At 60.8% G+C, this 12599-nt stretch carries 11 protein-coding genes; 4 read left to right on the top strand and 7 right to left on the bottom strand.

All coding sequences use genetic code 11. From position 1 onward, the window contains the following. Positions 1–57: 57 nt before the first annotated feature. The 3 genes from ACWUI2_RS18755 to ACWUI2_RS18745 are packed head-to-tail and all read right to left on the bottom strand — an operon-like array spanning position 58 to position 3955. Entirely contained in the window at positions 58–1731 is a 1674-nt protein-coding gene (locus ACWUI2_RS18755; RefSeq protein ID WP_486984373.1) for a SpoIIE family protein phosphatase, read from the bottom strand. Positions 1732–1741: 10 nt separating this feature from the next. Further along, the gene (locus tag ACWUI2_RS18750) at positions 1742–2182 is read right to left on the bottom strand and encodes a response regulator (RefSeq protein ID WP_486984372.1); all 441 of its coding nucleotides are present in this window, start codon (positions 2180–2182) and stop codon (positions 1742–1744) included. A gap of 9 nt (positions 2183–2191) precedes the next feature. Continuing rightward, entirely contained in the window at positions 2192–3955 is a 1764-nt protein-coding gene (locus tag ACWUI2_RS18745) for a sensor histidine kinase (protein ID WP_486984371.1), read from the bottom strand. A gap of 270 nt (positions 3956–4225) precedes the next feature. On the opposite strand from ACWUI2_RS18745, the gene ACWUI2_RS18740 reads away from it, so the two are divergent. Continuing rightward, positions 4226–5614, top strand: coding sequence for a dihydrolipoyl dehydrogenase family protein (locus tag ACWUI2_RS18740; RefSeq protein ID WP_486984370.1), 1389 nt, complete (start codon positions 4226–4228; stop codon positions 5612–5614). Between the two features lie 29 nt (positions 5615–5643). Here the strand turns inward: ACWUI2_RS18740 and hisA are convergent, their stop codons facing one another. The 3 genes from hisA to ACWUI2_RS18725 form a co-directional block, all read right to left on the bottom strand. Then, entirely contained in the window at positions 5644–6381 is a 738-nt protein-coding gene (gene hisA / locus ACWUI2_RS18735; RefSeq protein WP_486984369.1) for a 1-(5-phosphoribosyl)-5-[(5-phosphoribosylamino)methylideneamino]imidazole-4-carboxamide isomerase, read from the bottom strand. An 80-nt stretch (positions 6382–6461) separates the two neighbouring features. After that, positions 6462–7241, bottom strand: coding sequence for an MBL fold metallo-hydrolase (locus ACWUI2_RS18730; RefSeq protein ID WP_486984368.1), 780 nt, complete (start codon positions 7239–7241; stop codon positions 6462–6464). A 3-nt stretch (positions 7242–7244) separates the two neighbouring features. Further along, positions 7245–8900, bottom strand: a complete 1656-nt coding sequence (locus tag ACWUI2_RS18725) for a hypothetical protein (protein ID WP_486984367.1) — start codon at positions 8898–8900, stop codon at positions 7245–7247. Positions 8901–8957: 57 nt separating this feature from the next. On the opposite strand from ACWUI2_RS18725, the gene ACWUI2_RS18720 reads away from it, so the two are divergent. Genes ACWUI2_RS18720 through ACWUI2_RS18710 form a run of 3 tightly spaced genes read left to right on the top strand, consistent with a single transcriptional unit; the run spans position 8958 to position 11672 of the window. Beyond that, positions 8958–9629 carry a class I SAM-dependent methyltransferase gene (locus tag ACWUI2_RS18720; RefSeq protein WP_486984366.1) on the top strand — a complete coding sequence of 224 codons (672 nt, stop codon included), beginning with the start codon at positions 8958–8960 and terminating at the stop codon, positions 9627–9629. Further along, complete coding sequence (locus tag ACWUI2_RS18715) at positions 9626–10642, top strand: NAD(P)/FAD-dependent oxidoreductase (RefSeq protein ID WP_486984365.1); 1017 nt, start codon at positions 9626–9628, stop codon at positions 10640–10642. The genes ACWUI2_RS18720 and ACWUI2_RS18715 overlap by 4 nt, the downstream gene beginning before the upstream one ends. A 4-nt stretch (positions 10643–10646) precedes the next feature. Continuing rightward, a complete protein-coding gene (locus ACWUI2_RS18710; protein WP_486984364.1) occupies positions 10647–11672 on the top strand; it encodes a type III polyketide synthase in 1026 nt (341 codons plus the stop codon). A 38-nt stretch (positions 11673–11710) separates the two neighbouring features. Here the strand turns inward: ACWUI2_RS18710 and ACWUI2_RS18705 are convergent, their stop codons facing one another. Next, complete coding sequence (locus tag ACWUI2_RS18705) at positions 11711–12412, bottom strand: PEP-CTERM sorting domain-containing protein (RefSeq protein ID WP_486984363.1); 702 nt, start codon at positions 12410–12412, stop codon at positions 11711–11713. Positions 12413–12599: the final 187 nt, after the last annotated feature.

The raw sequence follows: 12599 nt of genomic DNA, 5'->3' as shown, positions 1-12599 counted from the left end.
ACTAGTCCCGGACAACCGATGACCAATGGGGAAGACGATCGCCGCCATGCCGCCGGTTCAAAATCCGGAGCTTTTCGCTTCCGGACAAAAACCGGTTTTCCGCACCTCCATGCCAACCAGACAGATGTCGTCGATGAAGGCATGGGCCGCAGCATAACGCTGGATTTCCGACAGAAGGTTGTCGAATAAATCCTGGACCGGAAGATCGATGGCGGCCTTGACCGCTTCCGCCAAACGATGTTGGTCGTAATTCTCCCCGTCGGCTCCTTCCACTTCGAAGATGCCGTCGGTGAAAAAAAACAGCCGGTCGCCCTGCATCAAATCGGAAACCGAGGTAGCGTAAACCGCGTCTTCCAGCAAGCCGAGCGCCGGTCCCGGACTTCCCCGGGAGGCAACGATCGGTTCGACCTCCCCGCTCTCGCGGCGGATCCGCAGAGGGGGCGGATGCCCCCCGGCATTGGAGAATCGCAACTCGTTACGGCTCACATCGGCGATCACATAAAACGCGGTCGCGAACATCAGCGTTCCCGTCCGGGTGAGAATGGTGCTCAACGACCGGTTGATTTCATGCAGAAAACGACCCGGATTATGGGCGACCGAGGCCGACTCCTCCACCACCGTTCGCAGAATCGCCGTGACCAGCGCGGACCGGACTCCATGCCCCATCACGTCCGAAATAAAAATCCCGGCTTCGGTGTCGGACAAGGCCAGCACATGGTAAAAGTCTCCCCCGACCAACTCCGTCGGCCGGTAACAATGGCAGAACTGCAGCGCGCTTTCCTCCGGCCGGACGTTGTGGGGAAAAGTCGGATACTGGTTCGGCAGGAGCGCCTGCTGGATCTCGCGCGCCATCCGTTGGTCGGCCTCCAATTGTTCGTTCTTCTTGCGGAGTTCGAGATTATAATGCGCCAATTGCTCCTCCGCCTTTTTCCGTTCGGTGATGTCCCGCGAGATGCCGACCAGCCCCCAGACTTTTCCTTCGGTGTCCCGCAACGGAACTTTGGTGGTCAAGACCCACTTCTCCTTCCCTTCCCGCAACCGATGGCATTCGCTGCGGTTGATAACCGAGCTCCCGGTCCGCAGGACGTAACCGTCGTCCGCCTGATATTTCTCCGCGATCTCCGGAGGGAAAAAATCGAAGACCGTCTTGTTCAACACTTCCCCTTTCGATTCCGCCTTGAGGAGACGCATATGCTCCTCGTTGTCCATCAAATAGCGGCCCTCCTTGTCCTTCACATAGATCGGGTCCGGGAGACTATCGAGCAGGATGCGCAGCAGGTTCCGCTCCTCCGCCAACGCTTTTTCCGCTTGGCGACGCTCCACCGCATACCGCATCGCCCGAACCAGCGAGGGCCCATCCACCTGGCCTTTCACCAGATAATCCTGCGCCCCCTCCTGGACTGTCTTCAACGCCAGCGCCTCGTCGTCCAGCCCGCTGAGCACGATCAGCGGAATCTGGGGGGAATGCTTCCGCACTTCGACAAAGGTTTTCCACCCCCGGCTATCGGGCAGGGAAAGATCAAGCACGACCAGGTCGAACTCCTCCTCCCGGAGCCGGTCGATTCCAGCCGCGAGCCGTCCTTCGCATTCCATCGAAAAACGATCGCCCGCCGTTTCCGACACCCACTCCTGCATCAACAACGCGTCGCCCGGGTTGTCCTCGATCAAGAGGACCCGGATCGGTTGCAGCTTGTCCCGGGGGGAGATCGGCGTGGAGGTTTCCCGATTCACTTCAGCACCTTTATTCCGGGGGAAATTTGACCACGCTCAGCCAAAACCCTTCGATCGATTTAACCAACTGGATGAACTGCTCCATATCAACCGGCTTGGTGATGTAGCAATTCGCGTTCAGCGTGTAGGCTTTTAAAATGTCCTGGTCCGCGGCGGAGGTCGTCAGCACGCAGACCGGAATCCGGCGAAGGATGGCGTCGGTCTTGATCTCCTCCAACACCTCCCGCCCGTTCTTTCGGGGCAGGTTCCAGTCGAGAAGAACCAAATCCGGGCGCGGCGCTCCCGCATGCGTTCCCTCCCTCCGTAAAAAGTCCATCGCCTCTACGCCGTCACGCACCACGCTTAAATTATTGCATACCTTGGCTTCCGAAAGCGCTTCGATGGTCAGATCGATGTCGCCCGGATTATCCTCCACCAAGAGGATCTCGATATCTCTGCCAAGTCCTTCCATCGCCTCAACTTATTCCGGATTCTCCGGAAGCGCAAAACGGAACCGGCATCCCCGCCCCGGCTCGGATTCGACCCAAATCCGCCCCCCATGGCGCTCCACGATCCGTTTGCAAACCGCCAGCCCGACTCCCGTGCCGGGAACATCCCGCCCGGTGGGCAACCGCTGGAATATCGCGAAAACCCGGTCCGCGTACTCCGGATCAATTCCGATCCCGTTGTCGGCGACCGTGAAAACGACCTCACTCTCCCCTGCTTCCGCCGAGACCCGGATCCGGGGCCGCGCTTCCCCACGGAATTTTATGGCGTTGCCGATCAGGTTCTGGAAGAGCTGAAGCAATTGGGTCGGATCCCCCCGGGCCACCGGCAAAGGCTCGCAGGTCACTTCCGCCTCCGCCTCGTGGATCGCGACGCCCAGATTCGAGAGAGCCTGCCGGACCACGGCGTCCAAATCGGTCGGCTCGAATTCCTTTCCGAGAGTTCCGACCCGGGAATACGTCAATAAAGCCTGGATCAACGCCTGCATCCGCTTCGCGCCGTCGACCGCATAGAAAATGTATTTGTCGGCCTTCTCGTCGAGTTTGCCTTGGTATCGCCGGGCCAGCAGTTGGGTGTAACTCCCGACCATCCGGAGCGGTTCCTGGAGGTCGTGCGAAGCCACGTAGGCGAAATCCTGCAGATCCCGGTTCGAACGTTCCAGTTCGATGGTCGCCTTCTGCAATTCCACATTTCGTCGCGCCAAATCCGCGTTCAACGCCCGGTTGTTCTCACTGATCCGCCACAGGGCCACTACGACCCCGGCGGCCACCAGAGCGAGGATCAGCCCGGCCCCGCCGATCGTCCAACCAATCCGCCGCACCGGCGCGTAAGCCTCCGCCACCGGTTGCTGCGCCACCACCACCCAGTTCCCTCCGGTGATTTCCACCGGCAACACCGTCGCCACCGTCCATTCCCCCGACACCGGATCCCAAAACCGGCCGGTGTAACTGCCGCCCCGCAATCCCCTCCGCACCAGGTCGAGCTCCTGGTAGTCGTCATGCAAACGAGCGGTCAAATCGAGTCCCGGATGACCGGCCACCCGCCCGGCCGGATCCAACAAAAACAACGTTCCTTCTTCCCCCAACCGCAAATACCGCAGACCTTCCCGGATACTGTCCAGCCGGTATTGGGTCACCAGGACCGTCAAAATTCGCCCGTTCTCCTCCCGCACCGGAACGGCGACGCCGACCACCGGAATACGCGGCTCAGCGTTTCGCAAGTAGGCGACGGACACATACGGTTCGCCCTCCCGGGAAACGCCTTGATACCAATCCCGTCCACTGAAACTCACTCCCAGCGATTCAGGAGCCTCCGGATAATCGCTCCACAGCACCCCGTCGATGTCATGGACGAATACCCGGTCGATCGAGGGATACAATTCCACCAACGAACGAAACGCGGACCGCACCGCCTCGACATCGCGAGTCCGGACGGCCTCGACGAATTCCACCCTCTCCGCCAGAGAACGAGTCGATCCGAGGCTGCGGCCCAAGTCGTCCCGGACGAATTCCGCCGCCACCGTCGCCGCCGCAAAACTGTTGGCCTTCACAAAATCGTCGACGGAGTTGGCCGCGGTGCGGAATGCGACCAACGCCAACAGCCCAACCGGCAGGAGCGCGAGCACGATCCAAAACACCCATTTCGCCACGGTCGGCGCCGCCGCTTTCCTTCGATCGTCACCCGTCGGTTCGTTGCGTTCCACCTTCGCCCAAGATATCCCCCGTGCTCTCGTTTTCAAACGGAGGTCCGATCGACCCCGGTCTCGAATTCAGCCAAAAGAAAGGCGGGTCGCCTACCCCTAAGCGACCCGCCAGCTGCTTTCTTAGTTACCCCAAAACCCCCGCTATGCGGGGGAAAGTGACTATGTAAACGGATGCTAGGTTTCCTTTGAGCGAATGCAAGAACTTTTTTCACGATATAGCAGAAAAATTTCAATCATCCTCAACTCCTTCCGTACTCTTGATTTACCTTTTGCCCTCCCGCTCGTTTTCCCCCAATTTCGTCGCATATGGATTACGACTTGATCGTTCTCGGCGGAGGAAGCGGCGGATATGCCGCGGCTCGAACCGCCCGCGAATTCGTCGACAAGGTCGCCGTCGTCGACGGTGCCGAGGAGTTGGGCGGCCTGTGCATCCTCCGGGGATGCATGCCGTCGAAAACTTTAATCTACGTCGGCGAACTCCTCCACCATGCCCGTCACGGCGCCACCTTCGGCCTCGAAATCCCATCAGCCAAGGCCGACATGAAGGCCGTCGCCGCCCGAAAAAAAAGGATCATCGCCGATTTCGCCGATTACCGGCGCGAAGGGCTCGAATCCGGGACCTTCGACCTTTTCCGCCAATTCGCCCATTTCACCGGCCCCAACGAGATCGAACTGGCCGACGGCACCCGCCTCCGGGCCAGGAAATTCGTGGTGGCGGTCGGCTCGAAAGTCAATTACCCGCCCCTCCCCGGCCTCCAGGAAACGCGGCTCTGGACCAGCGACGAGGTACTCGATCTCGATTTCGTCCCCGAGTCGGTCATTGTTCTCGGCGGCGGCATTGTCGGTTGCGAACTGGCCCAATTCCTCCAACGGATCGGCTCCAAGGTGACCCTGATCCAACGCAGTTCCCACATCCTGACCGGCTTCGCCCCGGATCTGGCGGAACCGGTGGAGGCAGCCTTTCGCGATGAAGGGATGGAAGTCATCACCGGCACGGCGGTCAAAAACATCCGGAACGACGGGGACGAAATCGAGATCACGTTCGACTGCAACGCCCGTGAACTCCGCCGCCGGGCCCGCCACGCCTTGAACGCCCTCGGCCGCCGCCCCCACACCGAACTCCTCCGTCTCGACGCCGCCGGGGTCCACACCACCCCGACCGGACGGATCATCACCGATGATTTCCAGCAGACCTCCAACCCCGACATCTACGCGGCGGGCGATTGTTGCAGTCCCCATGAGATCGTCCACATCGCGGTCCAACAGGGGGAAACGGCCGCCCGCCACGCCTTCGGTCGTGAAACCAAAGAGATCCATTACGACCATCTCGTCCAAGTCGTTTTCACCGATCCACAAGTGGCAACGGCCGGTCTATCGGAGAAACAACTAAATGCGAAGGGACGGAAATTCCTCGCGGCCTCGTATCCGTTCAACGATCACGGAAAATCGATCCTCATGGAAGCCAATTACGGCTTCGCCCGGCTCCTGGCCGACGCCGAAACCGGGGAGATTCTCGGCGCCGAGATCACCGGAAAAGACGCCGGCGAGTTGATCCATTGTTTCTCGGTCGCCCTCACGATGAAAGCCACGGTCTTCGATCTGTTGAAGACTCCATGGTATCACCCGACCCTCGCCGAAATGCTCAGCTACCCGATCGAAGAACTGGCCGAAGCGATCGAGAAAAAAGCCCCCTGAATCGCCTATCGCCTATCGTCTATCGGCTATCAGCTCTTCGCTGAGCGCGCCAACCCGATCAAGTCGGGAAGCTCGACCTTCCCTTCGTAGAGGGCCTTGCCGACGATCACGCCGAGGAGATTCGAATGAGTCCCGGCGAGCTCGGCCAACCCGGCCACATCCTCCCGACGGGCGACCCCGCCGGAAGCGATCACATCGCACTTCACCGATTCCAACATTTCCCGCTGGGCCGCGAAATTCGGTCCGGTCAACATGCCGTCGGTCCCGATGTCGGTGTAAATGATGGTGGAGACCCCGCACTCGGCGATCCGCCGGGCAAACTCGATCGCGCGAAGATCGGTCGTATCGACCCATCCTTTGATCGCGACTTTCCCTTCCTTGGCATCGATCCCGACCGCGATGCCATCGCCGAAACGCTCCGTGAGTTGCCGGACGAAATCTTCGCTCTCGCATGCCTTCGTCCCCATTACCACCCGGCTCACGCCGAGGTCAAACGCGCGCCGGATGCTCTCCTCCGTCCGCATCCCTCCTCCCATTTGAACCTTGGCCCCGGTGGCGACCACTTTTTCGATGCTCGCCCAATTCTGCGGCGTTCCGGTGAAGGCGCCATCCAGGTCGACAACGTGGATCCACTCGGCCCCGCCGTCGCGCCAGAGTTTCGCCGCTTCCGCGGGATCGCGAAAATACTCGGTCTCAGCTTCCGCTTTTCCTTGCAGCAGGCGGACGCAACGGCCGCCGCGCAGATCAATTGCCGGGAAAATATGCATTCGGAAAGATAAAGAACGATTTCCGCCTGATGGCACGTCAAAAAACCGGAAAATCCTGCGATCCGACGACTTCCCTTCGGTCACAACTTCACCCGCAAACCGTCGTAGGCGAGAAAAACGTTCGACGGCAGCACGTCATCGTAGGCCTTGTGCTCCACGGTGTGGGTCAGGTGCGTCAGGTAGGTCGCCCCCGCCCCGATGGCGAGCGCCGTTTCGATCGCTTCGTCAATGTTCATGTGGGAGGGATGCGGCTTCTGTCTCAAGGCGTCCAGGACCAAGAGATCCGACCCCCGCGCCAAATCCCGCTCGGCCGGACCGACCCGCTTACAATCGGTGAAGTAAGTGAATCGCTTGCCACTGCTCTTCTCTTCAAAGAGCAAGCCGAGCACCTCAATCGCTCCATGCGGTAACAATACCCGGCGAATCGTTCCTCCCGGCGTCTCCAGCAGCGGCGGCATTTCCGCCAAGCGGAAGGCGGGATATCCCGGCGTCATCGGCCGGTCGAGGACCGCGTAAGGATAAATAGCCCGGACCCGCGCCACCCCTTCCGTCGTGGAATAGACCGGCAGCGCTTCGCCGCCGAGAAGGTCGCAAAACCTTCGCAAGTCATCCATTCCGAGGATGTGGTCGGCGTGCCCATGGGTCAAAATCACCAAATCGGTCCAAGTGATCCCATTGGCCAAACATTGCAACCGGAACTCCTGCCCCGCGTCGACCTGCACGTGAAAGCCGTCCATTTCAACGTGGACACTCGTGCGGGTCCGCTTGTCGCGGGGATCATCCGACCGGCAAATGGCGCAATCGCACCCGATCATCGGCACCCCCTGCGAGGTCCCGGTTCCCAAAAAAACCACCTCCATGTTCTAGGGAGCCTCGGCCGACGGAAGAATCTGGTCGGGAGTCAATCCGCCCACCATCGACATCACGGTCTGGTAGGCGGCAACAATCGAGCCGACCGGAACCGCCATCCGCATATCCCCTTCCCCGTCCCGCACGGCCACAGACCCGCGGACCGGCGCCCAGCGCCGATCCTCTCGCATCGTTTCGGCGGCACCCGGCATGATCATCGCGAAGACTTGCCCGAAGTATTGAATCAGGTCGATCTCGAACGCGAACAACTCCTCCGGCTTCAATGCCAACCGATCCGCCAGATTGTTTTCCACCGGCTCTCCTTTCTTCACCCGCTCGATCCAAGTCGCGATCTGCCCCACGTCGCTCGCGGAAACCAACTGTCCATCGACCACCGCGTAATAAGTCTCTTGTTGCGACCAAACCATTCCTCCGGGAAGCGTGGCGAAAATCTCTTCCTCCTCCGGGCCGAAATCAAATTCCATCTTCAGCAGGTGCACCGGCGTTTCCCCGATTGTCACGGTCTCCGGAACCAACTCGTATCGCATACCTCCATCGCCGGCTTCGGCGACTTGAAAGATCGGCCCCATCGCCGCGACCATCTCCCGCAGCATCGTCACCAGCTCCTCGTCACTCATCGTGACCGGCGCTACCGAGGTCATCCGCGGGATCATCCCCTCGAACGAGAACGTTCCACCGGAAAGCCCGTTGGTCCGCTCCATAAAACCGAACGCCAAATCGACCAGACGGGTTAAGCTTCCTTCCATCCCCCCCAAGTCGATCCCGCTGAGCAGGTTGATCCAATGCTCGACATAGGTCCGGGTCGCCCCGACGTCGAAGCCACCGAGGAACGAGATCGCCCCGTCCCCTTCAATGAATCGGGCGAATCCGAAATCATCCGCCCGTTTCTGGTTAAGGAAGCGCGCCAACGGCGACCCGGACCGCGCCTTCACGAAATAAACCTGCTCCAGGTAATCGGCGGAGAAATTCAACCCGAATCCCAAATCGACCACCGATTCCACCTCGGCCATCACGCCCTGGAGCATCGCCCGCTCGACTCCTTCCCCTTCGTCCACCGGGAGGTTTTCCAATTCACTTTTCAAACCGGCGGCCACGAGCCCGACGTTCACCGCCAGGTCCAGATCATGGCGGCGCTGAGCCCGGACAGCTCCGACCAACTCCGCCTCCCGTCCGGCGATCCAATCCAACGAATAACCTTCCGGAGCGACCAGCGTCCATTCACCGTGATCCTTCAGCGTCATTTCATAGCGTCGCAACGACTCGCGCAACAGACTTTCCTCGGTCAACCGAAGCACCAGATACGGCGCCGGACTTTCGCCATCAGCCACCAACACCAGACCGATGTTTTCGGTCGGTGAAATACCGGTCAACATCGGATCTCCCAGGAATCCGCCCAACACATACGGCAATGCCTCGGTCTGCATCCCCGGCTGGATTTGACGGGCGATCTCCATCAATTTCGGGATCAGGATCTTCGGGGCCGGAGCCCGCAGGACCGCGACGATTTCCCTCGGCTCGATCTCCGCCGGGGATGTCACAGCCTCCTCGGCCCGCAACCCTCCGGGAAGCCAGAGCATCACCGAAGCCGCCAATACGGCCGAAACCGGGGCGCGTTTCCGAAAGAAAGCGGGGAAAGAATGACTTTTCATATCCATTCATTCATACTGGGTTCGAATGACCTGTAAAATCGAAAACCTCGCCCGGAGATGAATCGTTCCGTCCAACCCGAGATCCTCGACTCCCTTCCGGAAAATCACCCGGACGCGGTCGCAAACCGACGCGATCTCCGCTTGATCAACCGAATCATGGGAAACGGCCGCTGGTTCCGCAAAACGCTCCCGCCTCTCCTGCGGTCCGGCGACCGCATCCTCGAACTCGGCGCCGGGCGGGGTGACCTCGGCCTGGAATTGCAACCGGTCCTCACCACCGCCGGGATCACGTCCTACACCGGGCTCGATTTCTGGTCCCGGCCCCCGGTATGGCGGCGGGAATGGGATTGGGTCCAAGGAGACTTGCTCCAGTTCGCCCAGTTCGGCGATTTCGACGTGGTGATCGCCAACCTGATCCTTCACCAATTCACCGACCCACAACTCACCGAACTCGGCGAGCGCCTGCGAACCGCCGGAATCCGCCTTCTCATCGCCAATGAACCGGCCCGTCGTCGGATCCATCAACATCAACTCAAACTCCTCCAGCCGTTCGGACTTCACCCGGTCAGCCGCCACGACGGACACGTCAGCATCAACGCAGGTTTCCGCGACCACGAACTCGCCCACCTCCTCGGCTTCGCCAGTCCCGAATGGCAGGTCCGCTCCCGCAGCGGTTTTCTCGGATCCCACCGGACAATCGCCGTTCGCCATCCAGGTTTTCCCGCTTGAAACCGATCCACATCATCGGCGGCGGTCTCGCCGGTCTCACCCTCGGGATCGCCTTGCGCCGGGCCGATGTCCCGGTGACGGTCACGGAGGCCGGCTTTTACCCACGTCACCGGGTCTGCGGAGAGTTCATCAGCGGCGCGGGCAAACAAGCTCTCGAGGCGCTCGGCCTCGGCGACCTGCTCGCCGGGACCGTCGAAAACCGCCGGACCAGTTGGTTCGATCCGACCGGAAAAGTGTTCTCCGCCTCCCTTCCCACCCCGGCGTTCGGCATCTCGCGCCACCGTCTCGACTCCCGTTTGGCCCGCCGGTTCCAAACCGAAGGAGGACGATTGATTACCGGCAACCGAATAGCTCCTCCGTTCCCCGCGGAAGGAACCGTCTGGGCCGCCGGACGCCAGGGAAACGCGACTGACTGGATCGGGTTGAAACTCCATTGCCGCGATCTCCCCCAGGAAACGGATCTCGCGATGCACCTCGGGCGACACGGATACATCGGAATCTCCCGCATCGAGGAGGGACGCCAAAACGTCTGTGGCTTGTTCCGGCTCCGACGCGGCCTCTCCCCGGGCAAAGCCGGGATCCTTCCCGCCTACCTCCGCGCCGCCGGACTCGACCGCCTGGCCGACCAGTTGGAGGCCGCCGAGATCGATCCCGACTCGATCACCGCCACCACCGCCCTGCGTTTCGTCGAAAACCGGTGGCCCGCCGAAGCGATCTGTATCGGAGACTCCAATACATCAATCCCACCGTTCGCCGGAAACGGAATGTCGATGGCCTTCGAGAGCGCCAACATCGCCCTCGATCCAATCCTTGGATACGCCTCCGGCGACTCTTCCTGGGAGAGCGCCCGTCGACGGATTCACCAGAAGCTGCGCCGCCGGTTTCGCCTCCGAACCACCGGCGGACGGGTTCTCCACCCGCTTCTGCTCAACCCGGCTCCGCAACGTCTGCTTTGTTGGAGCGCCGCCCACCAAATCCTGCCTTTCCACCTGTTCTACCGCCTGCTACGATAATCCGATGTTCCTGCAAGCCTTGGCCACCGCCACTCCGCCGCATAGTTTCACCCAGCCCGAGTGCTGGGAGGCCATCGCACGCTCACCGTTGCGCCCAAAGCTCAAGGAGCGTTCGCTCACCCTCCTGCAAAAAGTCCTCCTCAACGACAACGGCATCGACAAACGGCACTTCGCCCTCAACGACCTCGAGCGGATCTTCGACTTCCGCCCCGATGAATTGGCTCAGGGTTTCGAACGGGAAGCCCCGAAACTCGCCGAACAAGCCCTCCGCCAAGCCCTCGATGAAGCCGGCATTCTGCCAAAGGAACTCGACGGCCTATTCATTGCCACTTGCACCGGCTACCTCTGCCCCGGGCTGACCAGCCACGTCGCGGAAAAGCTCGGATTGCGCCCGGAGGTCCATCTGCACGATGCCGTCGGAATCGGATGCGGCGCCGCGATTCCCCTGCTCCGGAGCGCGAACCACTTCCTGGCCGCCCACCCCGACGCGACCGTCGCCTGCATCGCCGTCGAGATCTGCTCGGCCGCATTCTATCTCGACGACGACCCGGGAGTCTTGATCAGCGCCTGCCTCTTCGCCGACGGCGCGGCCGCCTCGGTCTGGACCGGCCGAAAACGTCCCGCGAATCTGCAGGTCACCGGCTTCGACACCCTCCATTGGCCCGAACACCGGGAACAACTCCGCTTCGAAACCAGGAATGGAAAACTCAGAAACCGGCTCGCCAAAGCGGTCCCGGAAATCGCCGCCCACGCGGTCGAAACCCTCGCCCGGCGCCGCGGCGAAAAACCGGTCGAACGAACGATCGCTCACCCGGGCGGCCGCGACGTCCTCGCCGCCCTGAAGAATCCCCTGCCGGGCGAAAATCTAGTAGAAAGCGCGGCCACTCTCCGCCGGTACGGCAACATGAGCAGTCCCTCCGTCCTTTTCGCGGTAAAGGAACGCTTGAACAACGGCCCGGTTTCCAACGACCTTTGGCTCGTCTCCTTCGGCGCCGGATTCTCTTGTCACAGCTGCCGTCTCGGCCCCTGAATCCGCGGCCGGACGGCGAAGCCTGAGCCAACTGCTGCTTAAGAATTGCGACGGCGGAAAACCGCCCAACCGAGAACGCCGAGCCCGAACAACATCGCATAGGTCGACGGCTCGGGGATCACCGTGCCGTTGACGGCGATGTTGTCGAAGTAAATGGCATTGAACTCAGCCGAAGAGGACCAGAGATAAACACGGAATGTCACCGCCTCACTGATCCCAACCAACGAAGTCAAATCGACCGTGTAGTTGGTATAAACCGTCGACTGGGTTTCAATGCCGGTTGACGGGACGTTCGAGGGAAAGAGCGTCGCGAAGTTGTCCGCGCTGCTCCCTACCGCAAACCCCCGTTGCGCCCCGCCACCGCGCGTCGCGTCGAGAGTCAGCGTGGTGAAATCGACCAACTGTCCCGCCGTCGGGGTGACAGTGAACTGGAAATAAGTATCGGTATTGACCGCCCCTTGAGGTGTCGTCGCGGCAGCATGCCCGAACTTCGTGATCAAAACGCGACTCGGTTGAGTTCCCCCTTCAGTGGTCGAGGTGTAGAAACCATTGTCGGGAAGACTGGAACCGGCCTTGTTGATGGCCCCGAAGGTGAAACCAGGAGCCACGCCGGTGGCATCCAGCGAAGGAGTAGTATTGTCGCCAAACAGATAAATCCCCAATTGTTCCGCCTGCATCGAGGCGGCGGCGGTGAGTGACAATAGGGCCAAAGCAGTTTTAATCGTAAGTTTCATCTTCATGTGGGCATTTAGTTTCTTAGGTTTCATCGAAGGTCATCGACACCCTCGATCTCCCGGCGAAATTGGTCGGCGTTGATCCTTCGGACAATGTCCGCCTCGTTTAACCCGTAAAACACCCTCCATCTCTACCGGGAAGATGGAACACCCTTCCGCTTTACGGGTTCAATAAGCCTGGGCTGGCCCGTCA

This window comes from Verruconatronum alginivorum, from assembly GCF_056590205.1.
The sequence above is the reverse complement of the archived record's forward strand: the minus strand, read 5'-3'. Positions and strand labels throughout refer to the sequence as shown.